A 19,692-nucleotide genomic window follows, 5' to 3' on the forward strand; every position below is an offset into this window, starting at 1 on the left:
CGCCGACCAGACGGATGGTCACAACGGTGCCATCGGACAGCGTCTTGGTCAGCTCCCCACCCGGCAGCGGAACGAAGGTGTCGGCATTCGCCGCACCGGTGGAGAACAGGCCCATGGCGATGGTGGCAGCGGCGCCGAGGCCGGCCATCCGCGCCAGGTTCTTACGGTTGATCATGGTTTGATATCCCTCGAGGGTTGAGTCCGCTTCAGCGGGAAGATGGTTCGTTGGATTCGACAGACGTCAGCCGATGCTGAACGGCATCCCGTAGAGGGTGGTCTTCGAGTAGTGATCGCCGATGATCTCGACGACCGTGTACGAACGCGCCTGCGCGTAACCCGCGCAGCCCTGAATCTGGATCTCGGCATCCTGGTATTCGACGGAGTAGACACCGGCCTTGAGGATGTCCTTGTAGTCGATCTGAACGAACTTCACTTCGCCGGGACCGAGGTTGACGCCGATCGAACCACCGGCGCTGGCGCCGCTGAGGTTCACGCTGCCCGACACACCGGCGGAGATCGCGTCGTCGGCGATGCTGACCTGGCAGCCGACGATGTAACCGGTGCTCAACTGCGACGAACCATGCGTCGAGGAGTTGTTGGTTCCGGGGTTGCCCGTCGGACCGTTGTTGGGGCCGACGGTGCCTTCCGGCGTCTCGGCGACATCGGCGACGGCGTTGCCCGACACCCAGACCACCCGGCCTGCGCCGTTGGCGGCCAGCGACGGCGAAATCAGGGCCCGCTCTCCGTTCCGGGTGATCGTCACGCCGGGCCCTACCTTCTGGCCGTCCGGCAACGGCACGAAGGTATCGGCATTGGCGGCACCGGTCGAAAGCAGGCCCATGGCAACAGCCGCGGCAGCGCCTACGCCCGCGACGCGGGCACCGCGGCGCAGACCTTTGGTGCGGTTCTCGCTCATACTTCCCCTCATCAGGTTCAAACAGTCAACCTCGACCATCGAGGCTGGACAGTGGTCCTCTCAGGCCCAGCTCAGTGTGTCGCCCCTTTGTTGCCGATGTGTAACCGGTTGTTATTTCGGCGCAACGGGCAGGGAGGCAACGGAACCGAGCCGGGTTCCGCCGAGTGGGCTTTCACGCGTGCCGGCACCCACGACTGCGGGTCCCATTGTGAATGGCTCGATGGGAGATTAAACGGTTCGTAACGACCGCCGCAACGAAAAGTTTCGTAAAGTTCAAGGTGACCCGCATCACACTTGCGCACATCCGAATATGGCTTGACGTGCATAAATACCGGTTCGCTACAGCAGGTTCAGGTGAGAAAACCGAGATGGCGGCACAGAAGGGCCAGCGTACGGATACGGGACACGACCGTAAGGATCTCGTCCGGATTACTTCCGGTCAGAAATGATCACTGGCGTGTTTCGAAGCCGGGGAAAGGACTACGTAGCTACTACGTAGATAACGGACTCAGCCGTGATGTGGGGGAACCTGGGCGCGCAGCCAGTCGTCAGCGGACCGGACGTCGTCGCGTTCGTCGCGCTCGTCGGCGGTGGTGTCGGGCAGCGCGTCGCCGAAGACCTTCGCCAAGCGCGCGGCATCCCTCGCCCGGCGCGCCGCCGGGCGAGGGTGCTCAGAAGGCGTGGGGGCGGTGATTACTCGACCAATCCGGAGAGTTCACCGATCACCCGGCTGGCGAGCGGGCCGAGCGTCGCCATGCCGTCGCGAACGGCGGAACGGGTGCCGGGCAGGTTGACCACCAAGGTGCTTCCGGACACGCCTGCCACACCGCGGGAGAGGCCCGCGTCCAGCGAGCCCGCCACCCGGCCGGAGGAACGAAGGGCTTCGCTGATCCCCGGCAACTCGCGGTCGAGCACCTGCGAGGTGGCCTCCGGCGTCACGTCGCGCGGGGACATGCCCGTACCGCCGACGGAGATCACCAGATCGACGCCGCCGATCACCGCCGTGTTGAGCGCGTTGCGGATCTCGACCTCGTCGGCCTGCACCGACACCGACGCGTCCACGAGGAAACCCGCTTCGGTGAGCAGCTCGGTGACCAGCGGGCCGAGCGAGTCAACACCTCCATGCGCCGTCCGATCGTCCACGACCACCACCAGAGCACGCCCCGCCACAGGAGCATCGATTTCCATGGTGCTCACCGTAGCGCCTGCGTCCAGCAACTCGGCGGCCGCACCGAGAACGTCGGCGTCCACATCGATCATCGGCCCAGGCCCGCCGGGCACCGCGCGCATCACCGGCCGCCGTCCGCGGGCGCGCCGGAGAGGGTCACCTCGACGGTCTTGGCATTGTTGCCTTGATCATCGGTGTAGGTGACTTTCACCTTGTCTCCCGGTTGGTGCGAGCGCACCGCGGCGACGAGCGCGTTCCCGGAATCGATCGGGCGGTCGTCGACCTTCGTCACGACCGCCCCCGGCGGGATGCTCGCGCGCGCGGCGGGGCCGTCCGCCGTGACGTCGCGAACCTTCGCCCCGGAAACCTGCTGTGCCGGGTCCTGCTGCCGCGACACCGTGATCCCGATCTGCGCGTAGGTGGCCTTGCCGGTCTTGATCAGTTCGTCGGCCACCCGGCGCGCCTGATCGACGGGGATCGCGAACCCGAGTCCGATCGATCCGGTCTGGCCGCCCGCTGTCTCGGCGGGCCCGAGCGTCGCGATGGCGGTGTTGATGCCGATCAGCTTGCCGCTGCCGTCCACCAGCGCGCCACCCGAGTTGCCCGGGTTGATCGCGGCATCGGTCTGGATCGCGTCGATCACCGGGCTGACCGCGGCGCCCGCCTCGCTTCCGTCGCCGGTGGTCACGACGGGCCGGTTCAGCGCCGACACGATGCCCGTGGTGACCGTGCCCGCAAGGCCGAGCGGCGACCCGATCGCGACGACCGGCTGGCCGACTTGCAGATTCGCCGAGCCACCCAGCTCGATGGGAGTGAGGCCGGTCTTCCCGGATACCTTGATGACGGCCAGGTCGGAAACCGGATCGGCGCCGACCAGCGTGGCGGGCGCGCTGCTGCCGTCGGAGAACACGACCTCCATCTTGGCGCTGGGCCCGCCGCCCGCGGCGACGTGGTTGTTGGTCAGGATCAGGCCGTCGGAGGACAGGATCACCCCGGAGCCCTCCCCCTCGGCCTTACTGCTGGCCACCTTGATCATCACGACGCTGGGCAGCACCTTCTGCGCGACCGCCTGGGTGGAACCGGCCGGAGCGTTCACGGCGTTGCTCACGTTCGGCTTCGGAGCGTCCAGCGCGTTGGTCACCGGTGCCCGACCGTCGTCGCCGTGCGTGACCAGCGCACCGACCGCACCGCCGATACCGCCGCTGACCAGCGCGAGCGCGACCGCGCCCGCGGCGAGGCCCGCGCGGAACGGACGCCGGGCCGGTGCGGGCGGTGCGCCGTAGGGGCCGTGCGGTTGCGTGACGTCGGCCGGTGGACCGAAGGACGCCGGATACCCGGGGAACGGCGCGGCCGGATGGTGCTGCGGAGGGAACTGCGCGGTGGGATGCTGCGCTGCCTGCGGGCCGTAACCGGGGGCGTGCGCCTCCCCCGGCCCGAACGCGCTCGCGTCCGGCGCACCCGGCTCCCGGCGATCCTTCGAATCCTCGGTCATGGACTCCTCGTTTCTGCTCACGTCTCGTCCAGGTTGGCCGCGGGGACTGAGAGCGGACTGAGACCGCGCTTTCAGTTTTCCGAGAGCTGCCAAGGAGCCGGTGCGAAATAGAATCACCAGCAACTTGATGTCTCAAATCCTGCCGCAAACCAATCGGAGCATTGTCCGAAATACCTCACCGACGACGAATATTCCGCACAGAACTCGAGATTGTGTCGGAAATGGAGTTCCGCCGCTCGCTATTGCGTCAATCGGATACCGGCGCGCCCGGCTCGCCGGGCAACACGATGCGAACGACGGCGCCGCCGCGTTGCGAGGTATCAATGGCGATCGTACCGCCGTGTTTCGTCACCACCTGTTTGACGATCGCCAGGCCGAGGCCCGAGCCCGGCATCGATCGCGACGACATGACCCGATAGAAACGCTCGAACACCAGCTCGCGTTCCGCCGCCGGAATACCGGGACCGGCGTCGTCGATGGACAGTTCCAGCAACCCCGGGCCGCTCTCCCGCATCAGAATGCGCACCTGCGCGCCCGCCGGGCTCCACTTGGCCGCGTTGTCGAGCACGTTCAGCACCGCACGCTCCAAGCCCGCCTCGTGCCCGTAGACGAACCAGGGCCGTAGGTCGGCGATGAACTCGATGCCGGTGCGGCGACGGCGGGCGCGCTCGAGCGCGCGTTCCACGACCTCGCCCAGATCCACGCGCTCGTAGACGGTCTCCGGCGCGTCCTCCCGCGCGAGATCGACCAGGTCGCCCACGAGCGTGGACAACTCCTCGATCTGCGCCATCACGTCGGCGCGCAGTCCGGCCATGTCCTCGTCCGGGATGCGCGGAGCGCCGGGACGGCTCGACGCGATGAGCAGTTCCATGTTGGTCCGCAGGGACGTCAGCGGCGTGCGCAGCTCGTGCCCGGCGTCGGCGACGAGCCTGCGCTGCCGGTCGCGCGACTCCGTGAGTGCGCGCAGCATCGTGTTGAAACTCTCTGTGAGCCTTGCCAGTTCGTCGTCACCGGTCACCGGGATCGGGGTCAGGTCGTCGGTCCGGGCGATGCGCTCGGTGGCCGCCGTCAGCCGCGCGATGGGCCGCAGGCCCGTGCGGCCGACCGCCGTGCCCGCCGCGGCGGCCAGTATGACGCCGCAGCCGCCGACCACGAACAACAGCCAGGCGAGCCGGTCGAGCACCTCCCTCGTGCGGTCCAGGCGCTGGGAGATGACCAGCGTCGCACCGGAGTTGGTGTAGACCGCGAGCACGCGCTGATCGCCGTCGGTGCGCAGCGACGAACTGCGTTCCCCGCGGGCCACGGCCACCTCCTGCGGCCCCACCGGCGGATCGGTGGACTGCGGCGGCAGCCAGCGCCGTAGATCGGGATAGATCAGCGCGATGCCGGTGTCGTCGTAGAAGGCGGCGGCGACCATCAGATTCAGGTTGTTGAACCCGTACGGGTTGCTGGCGATCACCGCCGTGGACCGGCTGCGCAACTGGGCGTCCACGTCGGCGTACAACGCGCGCGCCACCAGCGCGTACGCCGCGATCGAGGTGACCGCCACCGCGATCGCCACCACGGAGGCGGCCAGCAGCGTCACCCGCCACCGCAGAGAGACCGACCGCGTCAACGGCATGGGCGGCCGCATGTCCACGGGCTCGGACGGACGCTGGCCGAGTGCGGCGACGGCGGGACGCTTGGGAGGTGTTCGTGCCATGACCGAGGACCTACGGCGGCGTTTCACGCAGCACATAGCCGACGCCGCGCACCGTGTGGATCAGCCGCGGCTCGCCCTCGGCCTCGGTTTTGCGGCGCAGATAACCGATGTAGACCTCGAGCGCGTTTCCCGAGGTCGGGAAATCGTAGCCCCAGACTTCCTCGAGAATGCGGCTACGGGTGAGCACGCGGCGCGGGTTCGCCATCAGCATTTCCAGCAGTGAGAACTCGGTACGAGTGAGACTGATCTGCCTGGCGCCGCGGGACACCTCGCGGGTCACCGGATCCAGCGACAGGTCGGCGAACTTCATCGCCTCCGACGCGTCCCCCGGGCCCGCGGCCGTGCGCCGCAACAGCGCGCGCAGCCTGGCCAGCAGTTCCTCCAGCGCGAACGGCTTCGGCAAATAGTCGTCCGCCCCGGCATCGAGCCCGGCGACCCGCTCCGATACCGAATCCCGCGCGGTGAGAACCAGTATCGGCAAATCATCGCCCGTACTCCGGAGACGGCGGCAGACCTCGAGCCCGTCCAGCCGGGGCATCATCACGTCCAGGACGAGCGCGTCGGGTCGCTGGACAGTTGCCTTCTCCAGCGCGTCCACACCGTCCACCGCGAGATCGACGGAGTAGCCGTTGAAGGTGAGCGACCGGCGCAGCGATTCCCGGACCGCCCGATCGTCATCGACCACCAGAATGCGCATGCCACCAGTTTGACCGCACCGACTGAGAGGTAACTGAGAGGGCGCTCCCGACACGCCGTGGTGAGCAGCCACGACACGCCACGGCGCGTCGCCCCCGTCAACCGGGGGTGACCAGGGTCTTCCACGGCCCCGCGGAGAAGTTGACGCGTCCCTTACGCATTCCACCGCGAAACTCGTTCTCTATAGCCATATTCGGTAATTTGCGCGGCGGCTCCCCCGGATTGCCGATGACCACTCTGCACGGTATGTTCCGTGCGGTAAAAAGAAGACCTCTAGTTGGTTCTTTGCGGGTTGAATCAATACCGAACAGCCACGCGCGCCCGAGGTCACTGGTGAAGCGGAGGCGACGGAAGCGGATGGAAGCTGCACCGCGGTCCTGGCAATTCAGCCTGTCGAACTGGTCGGTCACCCGCAAGGTTGGCGTGGTGCTGGTGCTTCCGGTGCTGCTGGCGACGGTCTTCGCCGTGCTCCGAATCAACAACGAGCTGCGTACCATGTCGCAGTTGGACGCGGCGACCGAACAAGCCATCATCATCCGGCCGATCGTCAAGTTCGGTTCGGCCACCGAGCAACTCGGCGTCACCGCGACCGCCACCTGGGGCAACGCCGCGGACCCGCAGACCGACGCCGCGCTGACGAAGTTCGACCAGGCACTGGCCGAGCTGGAAGGCGCCTTGCAGACCACCAAGGTCAGCGGCCGGGTCACCTCCGAACTCGCCTCGGCCATCGCCACCGGCACCACGATGCGCAACAGCCTGCGCAACGGCTCGCCCGCCATGGTCGGCGAGCAGTCCGACGAGATCATGGTCCGCATCGGCAACGCGCTCGCGCTCTCGCCGTCGGTGGACGACCTGGTCATCCAGCGGTACTTCCTGCAGCTGGCTTCGGTGCAGACCGCGCGGCGCGTGCTCACCCAGCAGCGCATGCTGATCGGCTCGCCGGACGCGGGCCGCAACCCGAGCGTGCGGCCCCGCGTGCTGGTCGCCGCGGGCGCCGAGATCACGATGATCTACCAGTACGCGCAGATCCTGCCGGACTACGCGGGCAACATGCGCCCGCTGCTGGACGCGGTGCAGACGCGTCTCGGCACCTTCAGCCAGAACGCCGCCGATCCGGCGACCAATCCCGCCGTCATCGATTCGCTGCTGATCAGCTCGGACACCTATGAGAAGACCACCGCGCAGCTGATCGACACCATCGACAGCGCCTTGGCCGCGCGCACCACCGAAGCGCAAGCCGGTGCGCTGCGCGAGACGACGATCGTCATCGGCATGCTGCTCGCGGGTCTCGCCCTGGCGCTCTCGGTCGCTCGTACCCTGGTCGTCCCGGTCCGCCGCCTGCGGCGGGACGCGCTCGAGGTCGCGCACATCAAGCTGCCCGACGAACTCGCCGTGGTGCGTGCGGGCGGCACCACGCCCGAGATCACCCCGGTCGCGGTGCACTCCACCGACGAGATCGGCCAGCTGGCCCGCGCCGTGGACGAGATCCACGAGCAGGCGCTCAACCTCGCCGCCGACCAGGCCCGTCTGCGCCTGCAGATCGGGAACATGTTCGAGACCCTCTCGCGCCGCAGCCAATCGCTGGTCGAGCAGCAGCTGGCGCTGATCGAGGACCTCGAGCACGACGAGGACGACACCGACCGGTTGCAGAGCCTGTTCCGCCTCGACCACCTGGCCACCCGCATGCGCCGTAACGGCGACAACCTGCTGGTGCTCGCCGGTACCGCCTTGCGCCGCGGCCAGCTGCACCCGGTGCCGCTGTCGGACATGCTGTGGAGCGCGGTTTCCCAGGTGGAGGACTACCAGCGCGTCGAGATCGGCGCGGTGCCCGACGGCATCGTCGCGGGCGAGCCGGCCGTCGACATCGAGCACCTGCTCGCCGAGTTGATCGACAACGCGCTGCGGTACTCCCCGCCGACCACGCCGGTCACCGTGATGGTTTCGCGCGCGGTGGACGGCGGCTACCTGATCGAGATCACCGACCGCGGACTCGGCATGTCCCTGGAAGACCTGCAGACGACCAACGACCGGCTCGCCTCCGGTGGTGAGGTCACCGTCGAGACCGCGCGCCGCATGGGCCTGTTCGTCGTGGGCCGCCTGGCCAAGCGGCACACCATCACGGTCAGCCTGCGCCGCACGTCCACGATGGCGCAGCAACCGGGCATCACCGCAAGCGTGCACCTACCCGGCGCGCTGGTCGCGCCGCCGATGGACGTCACCGATCCGGCGGGCAAGCCGCTCGATATCACCGCCGAGCACCAGCTGCCCTCCCTGGTCACGCCGCCCACCGGCGCGCAGCCGCGCAACCTGGTTCCGGTGCCGAGCCTGCCACAGCGCGACACCGCGCGTTTCGGCGTGACGAGTTCCGGCCTGCCGCAGCGCCGTCCGGCCATCCGCGTCGCCGACACTCCCGACCAGCCCACGGTCTCCACGCCGGTCGGGCGAGCGGTCAACCCGGCGGATCAGCCCGCAACCCAGCCGTGGCCGGTGCTCACGCCGCGCGCGGACGACCGCACACCCACCGGTCCGTTCGCCGCGGTGACGCCCACCGCGGGAGAGCACGCCGTCGAGCAGCACCCCACCCGCACCGATCTGTGGACCGAGGTCAAGGACGACGAGCCGACGACCGGTCCCACACCCACCGTGCCGAGCCAGCCGCCCGCGCCGCAGACCACCGCCCGCTCCGGTCTGCCCATCCGGAAGCCGGCCGCGCCCGTCGAGCCACCGCAGGAGGCGGCGCCGGAACCCGCGACGGTGACTTCCTCCCGGTTGCAGCCGGTCGCGGGCGCCTCCCCGACCCCTATCTATCAACGCATGGTCTCGGAATGGCTGGTCGAGCCCTCGACCTCGCAATCGCCGGAAAGCTCGTGGTCCTCGCCTGGTGACGCGGGCTGGCTGGCCGCCGAGGATGCCAGCCATCCGACCACCACCGCGCGCACTGTCGGCGGGCTGCCGATTCGCAGGCCGGGCGCCCAGTTGGTGCCCGGCGGCCTGGCGCCCGCGGACGACGCGGGCCCGCGCGATCCGGAAGAAATCCGCAACAATTTGACCAGGCATCTCAGTGGGGTCCGCAGCGGGCGGGCCAATGCGCAGTACAACGACGGAGGGCTTGCATGACCAACGCGAAAAACAGCACCACGGACGAGAATCTGAACTGGCTGGTCGCCCGCTTCACCCGCGATGTGCCCGGCGTGTCCCATGCGGTGCTCGTATCGGCGGACGGCTTGTTGCAGGCCACCAGTCCGCACCTGCCCAGCGACCGTGCCGAACAGCTCTCCGCCGTCACGGCCGGACTCGCCAGCCTTTCCATGGGCGCGGCGTCGCTGTTCGACGGCGGCAAGGTGATGCAGTCCATCGTGGAGATGCAGCGCGGCTACCTGCTGGTGATGAGCGTCGGAAACGGCTCGCATCTGGCCGTGCTGGCGAACAAGACGCACGACATCGGCCGGATCGGCTACGAGATGGCACTGCTGGTCGATCGGGTGGGCTCGGTGGTCACCGCCACCGCGCGCACCGCTGTCTGAGCGTGAGATGTCCAACCCATACGGTCCCGGACCACGACCCACCACGCGCGTCCGGCCTTACGCCCTGACCTCGGGGCGCACCGAACCCGCGATCGACCTGCCGTTGGAGGCGGTCATCGAAACCTTGTCGTACACTGCACATCTCGACTGGCCGACCGGCGACATCCGTACCGAGATACTGCGACTCGGCACACATCGGTTGTCGGTCGCGGAGATCGCGGCACATCTGGACCGGCCGCTCGGCATGGTCCGTGTGGTGATCGGCGACCTGGTCGTCGACGGCACCATGCGCGTGCATTCGACCCTGACCGAAGAGGCGAGCTATGACGAGCGCCGTTCCCTGATGGAAAGGACATTGCGTGGACTCCGCGCCCTATAGGAATCCGGGGCCCAGTGGACACCCCGGGCCAAGTGGAAATCTCGGATCGGGCAACGCCCCCGGCCCGGATGGCTTCGAGAACCGGGTCGCCTCGACGAAGATCGTCGTCGCGGGTGGCTTCGGCGCGGGTAAGACCACGTTCGTCGGCGCGGTCTCGGAAATCGTTCCGCTGCGCACCGAGGCGATGGTGACCCGCTACTCCGACGGCATCGATGATCTCGCCGAGACGCCGGAGAAGGAGACCACCACGGTCGCCATGGATTTCGGCCGGATCATCCTGCCCGGCAACCTGGTGCTCTACCTGTTCGGCACGCCCGGCCAGCGGCGGTTCTGGTTCATGTGGGACGACCTGATCCGCGGCGCGATCGGCGCCGTGGTGCTGATCGACACCAGGCGGCTGGAGGACAGCTTCGCCGCGGTCGACTTCTTCGAGGCGCGCAAGCTGCCGTTCCTGATCGCGGTCAACCGCTTCCCCGACGCACCGCGTTTCCCCATCGCGGAACTGCGCGAGGCGCTCTCGGTGCGCGAGGGCGTCCCGATCGTGGACATCGACGCGCGCAACGCGATCGAGGTGCGCCAGGCGCTCGCCGCGGTCACCGAGTACGCGATCGCCCAGCTGAAGGCCAGCGAACTGGAAGGAACGGCCCGCCATGCGTGAGGTCGCGGTGCTGGCCGCGGGTAGTGCCGCCACCACGTCCGTCGACCAGTTCGCGCTCGGCTATTGGCTGGTCGGGCTGTCGGTGGGCATTTCCGTCCTCGGCGCGGTGGTCGGCCTCGCCTGCATCGTGCACGGCGCGCGCTCGGTCCAGTTCCGGCTGGTGTGGTTGGTTTCGGCGGCGATATCACTGGGCGGCGTCGGTGCGTGGCTGGCCACCTCGGTGGCCATGCTGGGCCTGAAAGTGCCCGGCAGCGCGATGCGTTACGACCCGGGCAGGCTGGTCGCGGCGCTGGTGGTGTCCATCGTGGCCGTCTTCGCGGCACTGCTGATCATCGGGCGCACGCCCCGGCTCGCGCTGCTGCTGCCCGGCGGCTTGGTACTTGGCCTCGGCATCGGCGTCACGCACTACCTGGGCATCGGCTCACTGGAGATCCAGGGTTCGGTGGGCGTGACGACCTGGCTGGCCGTCGTCTCCGCCGTGATCGGGGTGATCACCGCGACGGCGACGTTGTGGCTGTTCCAGACCTTGCGCTTCCCGATGGCCCGCGCCGCGACGGTGCTGCTGTTCGGCGTCGGCGTGGCCGCCACCTACTACACAGCGGTGGCCGCGTTGCATTTCGACGTCAATCGGTCGGCGAAGGTGCCCGACGGCGTGGAGCTGTTCGACTTCGTGTTCCCGATGTTCGTCATCGGCTTGCTCGCGCTGACCGTGCCGATCTCCGCGGTGCTGATCGCACCGGATCGCCGCGAGTTGGCCGCACCACCGAAGCCGCGCAGGCCGAAGCTGGAGCCAGCCCGCTGATCCGGTTTCGCGGCGCGATTCGGGGCGGATCGACCGTTTTCCGCTGACCGATCCCCGTGGGCGGGCTGGATTCGGCGATGCCACGGATTCACTCGCCCGGCCCACTTACAGTGGAAGCCATGCGTTTCGGTCTCGATTACGCCGCGGGTCGTCCAGGGGGCGCGGCGATTCGGGCGGCGGGGTACGACTTCGTGGTGCGGTATCTGTCCGACGGCGGCCCGAGCCTGCCCGGCAAGCTGCTCACTCCGTCCGAAGCGAACGACCTGCGGGCGCACGGTATCTCGCTCGTCTCGAACTGGGAGACCACGGCCGCGCGGATGCTGGACGGCTACGGCGCGGGCATCGTCGACGCGCGTGCGGCCCTCGCCCAGGTGCTGCGCTGCGGCGGCCGGGTGGACCGGCCGATCTATTTCTCCGCGGATTTCGACGCGACGCAACAGGACCAGTTGCGCGTCAACGCCTATCTGGACGGCGCCGCGACCGTGCTCGGCCGCGCGAACGTCGGTATCTACGGCGGGTATTGGGCGGTCAGCCGCGCACTGGACGCCGGGTACGCGACCTGGGCGTGGCAGACCGACGCCTGGTCCGGCACGAACGTGGAGACCAGGCGTGCCATTCATCAGACGCGCCGCCAGGTGACGGTCGGCGGCGTGCGCTGTGACGTGAACGAGGCCGAGACGATCGATTTCGGCCAGTGGGATTTCGTGGAACAGGAGGAGCCGGACGTGACGCCGGAACAAGAGGCAGTGCTGCGCGACATCCAGATTCAGCTGCGCGGACCCGACTTGTCCGGCTGGCCGCAGCTGGGCGCCGACGCGGACGGCCGGAATCGGACGCTGGTGGACGGACTGGCCGCGGCGCTGACCCGAATAGCCGCGCTGGAGCGCGAATCCGCCGAGTTGCGAACGCAAGTAGGCGAATTGCGTACCGAGATCAGCGAACTGGAGGCGACGACGGCCGAGCTGACCGAGCAGGTGGAGCGCTGGAACGGACGACACTGGCCGTGGCCGCTGTCGCTGATCGAGGGTCCCGCGGCGCTTGTCGGTGAACAGCTGGCCCGCCTCGAGGCGCTGCTGCCGGACTTTCCCGGCCTGCCCGGGCACGACGGCGAGCGGCGCGCACCGGGCGGCGACGCCGGGCCTACGGCGTTGACCTCGCAAGACCGAACCCACACCGGCGCGATCGATGAACGCGCGCGGCTCGGTGAGCGGGATTGACGGGGCGAGCGAAACCGGCTGAACGGCCCCGAAATTGGCGATGAGCGGGTTCTCTCGGAAACCAAGAGAACCCGCCCTCGACGACGAGGGTACCGGTATCGGGCTGCGCGCGCATCATTTTCGGCGAACTTTTCCTCGGCCGAAAACCGACCGACAGTCCGGGATTCCGCGTATGGCTATCCAGCCGCAATCACTTCCGGCGCAATAGTGCGACGTGATGCGGGCCACATTGATAGCTAGAAGATAGCTATACTGTCGATAACCGACCGGAAATTTTTTTCCGAAGGGCACCGACGTGCCTGTTTCCGGACAGTAGACCAGTATCCGGCCCGTTCGAGGCGAGGTCGGCATCGGTCGAGCAATCGGCCGTCGCTCGCGGCCTCGGGCGGGGAAGCTCCTACGATCTCCGTGCGGGCCTACCGCTCAGAGTTTCTCGACGTCGATCAAGCCGCGCCGCACGGCCGCGACCAACCTGCGCGGCACCCGACGCACGACGCCTCCGACGGTCACCGCCACCAGATCCACCGGTGCGGCCTTCCAGTTCGACCGGCGGCTACGGGTGTTCGACCGCGACATCTTCCGCTTCGGCACCGCCATCTCAGGCCTCCTTCCGCACGCGCTTGCCGTATTTGCGTTCGAACTTCTCCACCCGCCCCTGGGCGTCCAGCACGCGGTGCGCACCGGTCCAGAACGGGTGCGAATCGGCGGTGACGTCCACCGTCAGCAACGGATAGGTGTTGCCGTCGACCCACTCCACGGTGCGCGTACCGGTTGCCGTGGACCGGGTGAGAAACCGCTTGCCGGTGCTCACGTCCTCGAAGACCACCGGGTGATAGTCCGGATGGATACCCTTCTTCATTTCGCCTCTCCTTTCGGGGTTTTCAGGTCCTGCACGGGCTGCCCCGCCTCCCCGTCACTCGCGCACGGATCGGCGTGCCACTCGCCGAACGGGTCCTCCCACCGGGCGACCCGCTCCGGCGCGCGCTCGACCAGGCGCAATTCGTCGTCCTCCACCAGCGCCCAGTGCAGCGCCTCCCGGATCTGTGCCGGATCGGCGTCGTGGACCAGGATCGACAGCGAGACGTCCCGGTCGCCGAATCGCTCGTCCCAGCGCAGGGCGGCCATCGCGAGACGCTCCGGGTCCGCCTCGGCCCGTTCCGCTTCCGGCATCGCGGCCAGCCAGCGCCCCGCACCGCCCACCCGCAGGCCACCGCCAGCGGATTCGAGCCACACCACCTCGTCGGGCTGGGTGGCCAGCCACAGGCGGCCGCGCGCGGTCACGACGCCGTCGAACAATACGTCGAGCGCCTCGTGCAGGCGGGCGGGATGGAACGGCCGCGCCGCGGCGAACTCCACGAGTTCGACGCCGTAGTCACTGGTCAAGGGCGGCCGGCCACGCAGAAGCGGTGCGTGCGCGTCGAAGACCCGCCCCCGGCGCGAATCGGCGGGGACGCGCGCGAGCAGCGTTTCGACCAGCGCGGGCGTGACGGAACCCGGCTCGTCCACCCAGGCGATCGGCGCGCCGGGAACCAGCCTGGCCAGGACCGCGGCGAGCTTGCCTCGCTCGACCGCCGCGTCGACGAGCAGCGCTCCGTCCGCGGCGGCGCCGAGGACGAGGACGGCATCGGCGAAATCGACCTGCCCCACCGCGACCTGCGCCACCGTCCGGTCGTCCTCGGCGGCCGCGAGACCGCGTTCGGCGAGCGTCTCGTCACCGGTCGCGTCGGCGAGCCAGACGCCGGCGTCCAGGCAGGTCAGGACCGCGTCCACCCGGACGTCGCGCCCGGCCGGGCCGTCGATGCGACCGTGCACGCCGGTGACCACTACCTGCTCGATGGCTCGGCACACCGCCTCGGCCTCGAACGCGGGGTCGAGCGCGAGCACGATGCGATCCACCGACTGCCGCTTAGAAAGGGTGCACAGCAGCGGAAGCAGATCCATCCGCAGGGTGCAGGAGACACAGCCGTGCGCGAGTTCGAGCACGGCCGAGGTCTCCTGCGTCGCGGTGCGCACCGTGCGACGCACGACGCCCTCCCGCAGTTGGGTCAGATCGTGGCGGACCACGACGGTGCCCGCGGCCGCACCCAGCACCGCGGCCGCGCGATCCACGCCCGCCGCGGCGAGTCCGGCGAAACCGGCGAGCACCAGCACGGGCGTTCTGCGGTCGGAGCCGGATGGGACCAGGGTGGAATCCGCAGCCACCGGGAACCCCTTTCAGTAATGATTTTCATTTGCTGTACGGCAACGGTACATTGTCGAGCAGCCGTTGTCGAAAATGATTATCAACTACTGGAGGGAGTCCGGATGTCGGCCCACTGCCAGGTCACCGGGCGCAAGCCCGGATTCGGCAAGTCCGTGTCGCACTCGCACAAGCGGACCAGCCGCCGCTGGAACCCGAACGTCCAGCGCAAGACCTACTACCTGCCCAGCGAAGACCGGCGCATCACGCTGACCGTCTCCGCCAAGGGCATCAAGACCATCGATCGGGACGGGATCGAGGCCGTGGTGTCGCGGCTCCGGGCCCGTGGCGACAAGATCTGAGGAGCGACCCATGGCGTCGAAATCGACCGACATCCGCCCGATCGTCAAGCTGAAGTCCACGGCGGGCACCGGGTACACCTACGTGACCCGCAAGAATCGCCGCAACGACCCGGACCGCCTCGTGCTGCGCAAATACGATCCAGTGGTGCGCCGACACGTCGACTTCCGTGAGGAGCGCTGAGATGGCGAAGAAGTCGAAGATAGCGCGCGATCAGCAGCGCAGGACGATCGTGGCGCGCTACGCGGGACGCCGCGCCGAACTGAAGGAGCTCATCCGGAAGCCGGGCACACCGGAGGCCGAACGCGCGGCTGCCCAGGCCGAACTGCGGCGGCAGCCGCGCGACGCCAGTCCGGTACGATTGCGCAATCGGGACGCCGCCGACGGACGACCGCGCGGTCACCTCCGGAAGTTCGGACTCTCCCGTGTGCGTGTGCGCGAGATGGCCCACCGGGGCGAGTTGCCCGGTGTGCACAAATCGAGCTGGTAGACAACCACTGATCTCGTGAGAAGGAACTCGTCATATGGCAGTCAAGCGAGCACCGTCGAAGAAGGTTCGCGCAGAGCAGGCCCGCCGTCCGAAGAAGAACCCGCTCATCGCCGCCGGCATCGAGACGGTCGACTACAAAGACGTGAACCTGCTGCGTACGTTCATCTCCGATCGCGGCAAGATCCGCAGCCGCCGGGTCACCGGGCTCACCCCGCAGCAGCAGCGCCAGGTCGCCGTCGCGGTGAAGAACGCCCGTGAGATGGCGCTGCTGCCGTTCACCAGCCGCTGAACGCACTCCGCGACACGAGCGAACCGGAAAGACCCCCGATGCGCGAGCACCGGGGGTCTTTGTCGTCGTCGCTACCGAACCGGCCGGGTCACGGGATGGTCAGGACCTGGCCGGGGTTGATCGCGTCCGGGTTCGGGATGCCACTGGCGTCCGCGATCTCCTGGTAGCGGTTGCCGTCGCCGTAGAAACGCTCGGCGATGGCCCACAGGGTGTCGCCCGGCTCGACGGTGTAGGTGCGCGGCTCCGGCGCGGGCGGCGGAGGCGGCACCTCCTCGGCGGCGGGAGCCGCGACCTGCTCTTGCACCGGTTCCGCTTCCGGCTCCGGGGCGGGCAGCGGAGTGTCGGTGTCGGTTCCGGAAGCCCACAGCGCGCTGCCGTCCGTGCCGTACAGCACGACATTGCGATCCGCTTGCACGACCAGCCGATCGGCGGCCTGGTCGTTGGTCTCCGTCGCCCAGACCGCGCCGTCGCTCTTGTAGAGGACGAAGTTGCCGTCGTGCTGCAGCACGGCCCGCTCCACGCCTTGGTCGTGCGTCTGGGTGGCCCACACGACATTCCCGCCCGGCTCGGACAGCACTAGATTGCCGTCGTCCTGGAGGGTGAGGGTGTAAGCCCCGCCCTGGAGGGACTGCCCTCGCCCGAGTTCTTCGCCTACGCGCAGCGTGTCGACCACGATACTTCCTTTCCGGAAAAAGCTGGTAGAGCATCCGACATGATGAGCGCCGCAACGGCTCCGGCGCGCATCCCCGCAGAACTTACTGCCCCCGAACGACTTTGGGAGCTATTACGCGCAGGGTTCGCGGAACGTTCACTGTGGGGTTCGTCCCAGTGCACGACGCACCCGCTGTGCGGTATGTGAACCGACGCCGGGACTAGGGTGTCGGTATGGATCGGATCCAGGCCGGACGCGCCGCCACAGCTGTCGCCGTAGTGCTCGCCTGTCTTGCCGCCGCGGGCTGCGGCGGCTCGGACGACGAAGGGAAAACGCCGAGCACGAGCGCCTCTCCGAGCGCGGCGGCGCACACGCCCACCGAGGACCCGCGCGGGGGCCAGGGCAACGAATTCACCGCCGACCCGTCCATCGTCGGCGCGCATCCGATCCCATTCCGATCGTGGACTCGATTGGGAGACAACAAGATAGCCGTGAACTTCGAAACCGGTTCGCCGGAGTGCTACGGCGTGGACGCCACGGTCACCGAGACCGCGTCGACGGTCACGGTCGAACTGCGCTCCGGCAGCCGCGCCGAGGCGGTGGGCCGGATGTGCGCGATGATCGCGGTCTTCGGCACGCTGGAGGTACCGCTGAAAGAGCCACTCGGAAACCGCACGGTGCTCAGCGCGGTCTAGCGCTCGGTGCGCACGACAGGCTGGTCCCGCACTGTTCACTCGTAACCGAATAGCTGCCGGCTTGCGACGGGTCGCCTCGCACGACTCCTGATGCGCCCGAGCACAGTTCTCGGAGGGGACCACCGAAACCCTTGCCCGACCGCGCGATACGGGCGGGAATCGAACGAAGAACGCCGCGCCGGATCCTCGATCCGACGCGGCGTCGCGGAACCATCGAACTCAGTGGGCGAAGTGGCGGGCCCCGGTGAGATAGAGGGTGACGCCCGCCTCGCGGGCGACGTCGATGGTCTCCCGGTCGCGCACCGAACCGCCGGGCTGCACGATGGCGCGGACACCGGCCGCGATCAAGGTCTGCGGACCGTCCGGGAACGGGAAGTAGGCGTCGGAGGCCGCCACCGACCCCTTGGCCCGGTCCCCGGCCCGCTGGACCGCGAGACCCACCGCGTCCACGCGGTTGACCTGGCCCATGCCGACACCGACCGAAGCGCCGTCGTGCGCGAGCAGAATGGCGTTGGACTTCACGGCCCGGCAAGCGCGCCAGGCGAACGCCAGATCGGCGAGCGTTTCCGCGTCGGCGGCCTCGCCAGCGGCCAAGGTCCAATGAGCCGGGTCGTCGCCCGGCGCGTCCAGCACGTCACGCTGTTGCAGCAGGGCGCCGCCGCTGATCGGACGCAGTTCGGCGCCCGCGCGCGTCGGCGGCTCGGCCACGAGGATGCGCACGTTCTTCTTGCGCTGCAACACCTCCACCGCGCCGTCGGCGTAGGACGGCGCGACGATCACCTCGGTGAAGATCTCGGCGACCTGCTCGGCCAGTTCCACGGTGACCTCGCGGTTCGCCGCGATCACCCCGCCGTACGCGCTCACCGGATCGCAGGCGTGCGCCTTGCGGTGCGCCTCCGCGATGTCGGCGCCGAGCGCGATGCCGCACGGGTTGGCGTGCTTGATGATCGCCACGGCCGGAGCCTCGTGGTCGTAGGCGGCGCGCCAGGCCGCGTCGGCGTCGACGTAGTTGTTGTACGACATCTCCTTGCCGTGCAACTGCCGCGCCTGCGCCAGCCCAGGGCTGCCGTCGCCGTTGGTGTACAGGGCCGCGGACTGATGCGGGTTCTCGCCGTAACGCAGCACCGCCGACCGCTCCCAAGTGCCGCCGAGCCACTCGGGAAACCGGACCGCCGTGTCCTCGGCCGTGTCGCCCGCGCTCAGCACGTTGGTCATCCAGCTCGCGACCGCCACGTCATAACTCGCGGTGTGCTGGAAAGCCTTGGCCGCCAAGGCTGTGCGCTCGGCCAAGGTGAAGCCGCCGGATTTCACCGCGGCGAGCACGTCGTCGTAGTCGCCGCTGTCCACGACCACCGCCACCGACGGGTGGTTCTTCGCCGCGGCGCGCACCATGGACGGGCCACCGATATCGATCTGCTCCACGCACTCGTCCGGCGTCGCACCACTGGCCACGGTCTGCGTGAACGGGTAGAGGTTCACCACCACCAGCTGGAACGCCTCGACGCCGAGCTCGACCAGCTGATCGACGTGCTCCTGCTTGCGCGAGTCCGCCAGGATGCCCGCGTGCACCCGCGGGTGCAGGGTCTTGACCCGGCCGTCGAGGGTCTCCGGGAACCCGGTCAGGTCCTCGACCTTGGTCACCGGGATGCCCGCGTCCGCGATCCTGCCCGCGGTGGACCCGGTCGAGACCAGCTCGATGCCCGCCGCGTGCAGACCGGTCGCGAGCTCCACGAGACCCGTCTTGTCGTAGACGCTCACCAGCGCCCTGCTGATCGGCTTGCGTTCACTCACCGGAGAACTCGCTCATCTGGGATAACTGCCTTTCGTCCATCGGAGACAATGCCTCGCGTCGCGACGGCGGCGACGACCTCCGCCAGCAACCGTCGCTCGACGATCTTGATGCGCTCGTGCAGGGTGGCCTCGTCGTCACCCTGCAGCACCGGCACCGCCTCCTGCGCCAGGATCGGCCCGGTGTCCACGCCCTCGTCGACCAGGTGCACGGTGCAGCCGGTGACCCGCGCACCGTAGGCGAGCGCGTCCCGCACGCCGTGCGCGCCGGGGAACGCGGGCAGCAGGGCGGGGTGGGTGTTGATGATCCGTCCGCCGAACCGGTCCAGGAAAGCGGGACCGAGCAACTTCATGAAGCCCGCCGACACCACCAGATCCGGCTGGTGCTCGGCGACCGCCTCGGTGAGCTCGGCATCCCACGCGGCGCGGTCCGGAAAGTCCTTCAGCGCCACCCGGAAATGCGGTACGCCCGCGGCGTCGGCATGGGTGGTGGCCGCGCACAGCCGGTCGACGCCGACCGCGACGACCTTCGCCGGATAGCCGGGCGCGGCCGCGGCGTCCAGCAGGGCGTGAAGCAGCGAACCGGTGCCCGACGCCAGGACGACGACGGTGGCCGGCGTCGTCACGGGCTTCCACGAGGCATACGGGGACGTCAGCGCTCTACTCCCTGATCGATCGGATAGCG

At 68.8% G+C, this 19,692-nt stretch carries 22 protein-coding genes and 1 pseudogene; 11 read left to right on the top strand and 12 right to left on the bottom strand.

The genetic code is table 11. From position 1 onward, the window contains the following. The 6 genes and pseudogenes from ACIA5H_RS14290 to ACIA5H_RS14315 all read right to left on the bottom strand — a co-directional run. Nucleotides 1–175: pseudogene (locus tag ACIA5H_RS14290) on the bottom strand (porin); the annotation flags it as partial. 66 nt (nt 176–241) lie between these two features. After that, entirely contained in the window at nt 242–916 is a 675-nt protein-coding gene (locus tag ACIA5H_RS14295; RefSeq protein WP_355074612.1) for an MspA family porin, read from the bottom strand. Between the two features lie 693 nt (nt 917–1,609). Continuing rightward, nucleotides 1,610–2,176, bottom strand: coding sequence for a MogA/MoaB family molybdenum cofactor biosynthesis protein (locus ACIA5H_RS14300; protein WP_355074614.1), 567 nt, complete (start codon nt 2,174–2,176; stop codon nt 1,610–1,612). A 29-nt stretch (nt 2,177–2,205) separates the two neighbouring features. Continuing rightward, nucleotides 2,206–3,576: a S1C family serine protease gene (locus ACIA5H_RS14305; protein ID WP_397076342.1), complete on the bottom strand. Its 1,371-nt coding sequence runs from the start codon at nt 3,574–3,576 to the stop codon at nt 2,206–2,208. A 247-nt stretch (nt 3,577–3,823) separates the two neighbouring features. Then, nucleotides 3,824–5,278: an ATP-binding protein gene (locus ACIA5H_RS14310; RefSeq protein WP_379250761.1), complete on the bottom strand. Its 1,455-nt coding sequence runs from the start codon at nt 5,276–5,278 to the stop codon at nt 3,824–3,826. A gap of 10 nt (nt 5,279–5,288) precedes the next feature. Next, nucleotides 5,289–5,975, bottom strand: coding sequence for a response regulator transcription factor (locus ACIA5H_RS14315; protein WP_355074618.1), 687 nt, complete (start codon nt 5,973–5,975; stop codon nt 5,289–5,291). 356 nt (nt 5,976–6,331) lie between these two features. Between ACIA5H_RS14315 and ACIA5H_RS14320 the strand changes: the two genes are divergently transcribed. The 6 genes from ACIA5H_RS14320 (at nt 6,332) to ACIA5H_RS14345 (ending at nt 12,554) form a co-directional block, all read left to right on the top strand. Further along, the gene (locus ACIA5H_RS14320) at nt 6,332–9,091 is read left to right on the top strand and encodes an ATP-binding protein (protein ID WP_397076345.1); all 2,760 of its coding nucleotides are present in this window, start codon (nt 6,332–6,334) and stop codon (nt 9,089–9,091) included. After that, nucleotides 9,088–9,498 (top strand): roadblock/LC7 domain-containing protein, encoded by a 411-nt coding sequence (locus ACIA5H_RS14325; RefSeq protein ID WP_355074622.1) that lies wholly within the window; start codon nt 9,088–9,090, stop codon nt 9,496–9,498. Before ACIA5H_RS14320 ends, ACIA5H_RS14325 begins: the two co-directional genes overlap by 4 nt. 7 nt (nt 9,499–9,505) lie before the next feature. Next, entirely contained in the window at nt 9,506–9,877 is a 372-nt protein-coding gene (locus ACIA5H_RS14330; RefSeq protein ID WP_040782732.1) for a DUF742 domain-containing protein, read from the top strand. A gap of 100 nt (nt 9,878–9,977) precedes the next feature. Continuing rightward, on the top strand, nt 9,978–10,535 hold the full coding sequence (locus ACIA5H_RS14335) for an ATP/GTP-binding protein (protein ID WP_039801302.1): 558 nt from the start codon (nt 9,978–9,980) through the stop codon (nt 10,533–10,535). Further along, complete coding sequence (locus tag ACIA5H_RS14340) at nt 10,528–11,337, top strand: MHYT domain-containing protein (RefSeq protein ID WP_355074624.1); 810 nt, start codon at nt 10,528–10,530, stop codon at nt 11,335–11,337. Before ACIA5H_RS14335 ends, ACIA5H_RS14340 begins: the two co-directional genes overlap by 8 nt. 119 nt (nt 11,338–11,456) lie before the next feature. Then, entirely contained in the window at nt 11,457–12,554 is a 1,098-nt protein-coding gene (locus ACIA5H_RS14345) for a glycoside hydrolase domain-containing protein (RefSeq protein ID WP_397076348.1), read from the top strand. 423 nt (nt 12,555–12,977) lie between these two features. Here the strand turns inward: ACIA5H_RS14345 and rpmF are convergent, their stop codons facing one another. From rpmF to mrf, 3 genes are read right to left on the bottom strand one after another with little or no spacing between them, the layout of a single operon-like run. Further along, complete coding sequence (gene rpmF, locus ACIA5H_RS14350; protein WP_355074628.1) at nt 12,978–13,151, bottom strand: 50S ribosomal protein L32; 174 nt, start codon at nt 13,149–13,151, stop codon at nt 12,978–12,980. Between the two features lies 1 nt (nt 13,152). Further along, nucleotides 13,153–13,413, bottom strand: coding sequence for a type B 50S ribosomal protein L31 (locus ACIA5H_RS14355; RefSeq protein ID WP_397076351.1), 261 nt, complete (start codon nt 13,411–13,413; stop codon nt 13,153–13,155). Then, the gene (gene mrf / locus ACIA5H_RS14360) at nt 13,410–14,756 is read right to left on the bottom strand and encodes a ribosome hibernation factor-recruiting GTPase MRF (protein WP_397076353.1); all 1,347 of its coding nucleotides are present in this window, start codon (nt 14,754–14,756) and stop codon (nt 13,410–13,412) included. Before mrf ends, ACIA5H_RS14355 begins: the two co-directional genes overlap by 4 nt. A 102-nt stretch (nt 14,757–14,858) precedes the next feature. Here mrf and rpmB point away from each other — a divergent pair, with 102 nt between their 5' ends. From rpmB to rpsR, 4 genes are read left to right on the top strand one after another with little or no spacing between them, the layout of a single operon-like run. Then, complete coding sequence (gene rpmB / locus ACIA5H_RS14365; RefSeq protein ID WP_397076355.1) at nt 14,859–15,095, top strand: 50S ribosomal protein L28; 237 nt, start codon at nt 14,859–14,861, stop codon at nt 15,093–15,095. 10 nt (nt 15,096–15,105) lie between these two features. Continuing rightward, nucleotides 15,106–15,276 carry a 50S ribosomal protein L33 gene (gene rpmG, locus ACIA5H_RS14370; protein WP_327110225.1) on the top strand — a complete coding sequence of 57 codons (171 nt, stop codon included), beginning with the start codon at nt 15,106–15,108 and terminating at the stop codon, nt 15,274–15,276. Between the two features lies 1 nt (nt 15,277). Then, complete coding sequence (gene rpsN, locus ACIA5H_RS14375; protein WP_379250749.1) at nt 15,278–15,583, top strand: 30S ribosomal protein S14; 306 nt, start codon at nt 15,278–15,280, stop codon at nt 15,581–15,583. Nucleotides 15,584–15,617: 34 nt separating this feature from the next. Continuing rightward, on the top strand, nt 15,618–15,872 hold the full coding sequence (gene rpsR, locus ACIA5H_RS14380; RefSeq protein WP_011211513.1) for a 30S ribosomal protein S18: 255 nt from the start codon (nt 15,618–15,620) through the stop codon (nt 15,870–15,872). An 88-nt stretch (nt 15,873–15,960) separates the two neighbouring features. On the opposite strand, the gene ACIA5H_RS14385 is transcribed toward rpsR, so the two are convergent. Beyond that, nucleotides 15,961–16,545 carry a LysM peptidoglycan-binding domain-containing protein gene (locus ACIA5H_RS14385; protein ID WP_379250747.1) on the bottom strand — a complete coding sequence of 195 codons (585 nt, stop codon included), beginning with the start codon at nt 16,543–16,545 and terminating at the stop codon, nt 15,961–15,963. 212 nt (nt 16,546–16,757) lie between these two features. Between ACIA5H_RS14385 and ACIA5H_RS14390 the strand changes: the two genes are divergently transcribed. Next, entirely contained in the window at nt 16,758–17,219 is a 462-nt protein-coding gene (locus ACIA5H_RS14390) for a hypothetical protein (protein ID WP_397076359.1), read from the top strand. Between the two features lie 219 nt (nt 17,220–17,438). Here the strand turns inward: ACIA5H_RS14390 and purH are convergent, their stop codons facing one another. Together purH and purN are read right to left on the bottom strand one after the other, a co-directional pair. Continuing rightward, entirely contained in the window at nt 17,439–19,010 is a 1,572-nt protein-coding gene (purH, locus tag ACIA5H_RS14395) for a bifunctional phosphoribosylaminoimidazolecarboxamide formyltransferase/IMP cyclohydrolase (RefSeq protein WP_355074642.1), read from the bottom strand. After that, the gene (gene purN, locus ACIA5H_RS14400; RefSeq protein WP_379250743.1) at nt 19,007–19,633 is read right to left on the bottom strand and encodes a phosphoribosylglycinamide formyltransferase; all 627 of its coding nucleotides are present in this window, start codon (nt 19,631–19,633) and stop codon (nt 19,007–19,009) included. Before purN ends, purH begins: the two co-directional genes overlap by 4 nt. Between the last annotated feature and the right edge of the window lie 59 nt (nt 19,634–19,692).

Source organism: Nocardia sp. NPDC051900 (assembly GCF_044452545.1).
In the GTDB taxonomy this organism is placed as follows: Bacteria; Actinomycetota; Actinomycetes; order Mycobacteriales; family Mycobacteriaceae; genus Nocardia; species Nocardia sichangensis.

Bases quoted from the DNA above. Each gene is read 5' to 3' on its own strand.
- ACIA5H_RS14295 (WP_355074612.1), bottom strand. From the start codon at position 916: ATGAGCGAGAACCGCACCAAAGGTCTGCGCCGCGGTGCCCGCGTCGCG.
- ACIA5H_RS14300 (WP_355074614.1), bottom strand. From the start codon at position 2,176: ATGATCGATGTGGACGCCGACGTTCTCGGTGCGGCCGCCGAGTTGCTG.
- ACIA5H_RS14305 (WP_397076342.1), bottom strand. From the start codon at position 3,576: ATGACCGAGGATTCGAAGGATCGCCGGGAGCCGGGTGCGCCGGACGCG.
- ACIA5H_RS14310 (WP_379250761.1), bottom strand. From the start codon at position 5,278: ATGGCACGAACACCTCCCAAGCGTCCCGCCGTCGCCGCACTCGGCCAG.
- ACIA5H_RS14315 (WP_355074618.1), bottom strand. From the start codon at position 5,975: ATGCGCATTCTGGTGGTCGATGACGATCGGGCGGTCCGGGAATCGCTG.
- ACIA5H_RS14320 (WP_397076345.1), top strand. From the start codon at position 6,332: ATGGAAGCTGCACCGCGGTCCTGGCAATTCAGCCTGTCGAACTGGTCG.
- ACIA5H_RS14325 (WP_355074622.1), top strand. From the start codon at position 9,088: ATGACCAACGCGAAAAACAGCACCACGGACGAGAATCTGAACTGGCTG.
- ACIA5H_RS14330 (WP_040782732.1), top strand. From the start codon at position 9,506: ATGTCCAACCCATACGGTCCCGGACCACGACCCACCACGCGCGTCCGG.
- ACIA5H_RS14340 (WP_355074624.1), top strand. From the start codon at position 10,528: ATGCGTGAGGTCGCGGTGCTGGCCGCGGGTAGTGCCGCCACCACGTCC.
- ACIA5H_RS14345 (WP_397076348.1), top strand. From the start codon at position 11,457: ATGCGTTTCGGTCTCGATTACGCCGCGGGTCGTCCAGGGGGCGCGGCG.
- rpmF (WP_355074628.1), bottom strand. From the start codon at position 13,151: ATGGCGGTGCCGAAGCGGAAGATGTCGCGGTCGAACACCCGTAGCCGC.
- ACIA5H_RS14355 (WP_397076351.1), bottom strand. From the start codon at position 13,413: ATGAAGAAGGGTATCCATCCGGACTATCACCCGGTGGTCTTCGAGGAC.
- rpmB (WP_397076355.1), top strand. From the start codon at position 14,859: ATGTCGGCCCACTGCCAGGTCACCGGGCGCAAGCCCGGATTCGGCAAG.
- rpmG (WP_327110225.1), top strand. From the start codon at position 15,106: ATGGCGTCGAAATCGACCGACATCCGCCCGATCGTCAAGCTGAAGTCC.
- rpsN (WP_379250749.1), top strand. From the start codon at position 15,278: ATGGCGAAGAAGTCGAAGATAGCGCGCGATCAGCAGCGCAGGACGATC.
- rpsR (WP_011211513.1), top strand. From the start codon at position 15,618: ATGGCAGTCAAGCGAGCACCGTCGAAGAAGGTTCGCGCAGAGCAGGCC.
- ACIA5H_RS14390 (WP_397076359.1), top strand. From the start codon at position 16,758: ATGGATCGGATCCAGGCCGGACGCGCCGCCACAGCTGTCGCCGTAGTG.